Consider the following 583-nt stretch of genomic DNA (forward strand, 5'->3'; position numbering starts at 1 on the left):
GAAGGACGAGATATTGGGTCGAAAGATGCGATCGAGCTCCAAGAGACACTACGTACTGCCTGGCAGATGGTCGCGGATCAAACAGAGGACGCGACCTTACAGTACGCGGATGAAACGCCCGCAGCGGTTGCAATTGTCGCTGATGACGATCGGCTCTGCCAACTCCTTGAGAACCTGTTTAGCAACGCACTCATGCACGGAGGTCCAGAGGTAACCGTTACAGTCGGCGTTGATGCGGATGGTTTCTATATCGAAGATGATGGCCCCGGGATCCCCGAAGACAGACGTTCAGATGTATTTACTGCGGGCTACTCCACGAAAGACGACGGGATCGGATTTGGGTTGAAGATTGTCGAACAGATTGTTTCGGCTCACGGATGGGACATACGGGTGGCCGAAAGTCCCACGGGAGGGGCTCGATTTGAGATCACCGGAGTTGAGTTCATCAGGGAGTCGTAGCTGTGGCTTATATTCACCCTGTTCGGCAGATGTCGCGTCACAGGATCACCTGAGGCTACTACGGAGCTGTATCCGCAACGGATCAGCATCAGCACACGGACTGCTTGGGTTTCCCACTAAGATC

1 protein-coding gene is annotated in these 583 nt (G+C 54.2%); it reads left to right on the plus strand.

Annotated elements, in window-relative coordinates:
• The coding region (locus tag EXE45_RS17500; RefSeq protein WP_137695083.1) for a HAMP domain-containing sensor histidine kinase at positions 1-459 on the plus strand (459 nt) is incomplete at its 5' end.
• Positions 460-583 lie beyond the last annotated feature (124 nt).

This window comes from Halorubrum sp. SP9, assembly GCF_005435015.1.
In the GTDB taxonomy this organism is placed as follows: domain Archaea; phylum Halobacteriota; class Halobacteria; order Halobacteriales; family Haloferacaceae; genus Halorubrum; species Halorubrum sodomense.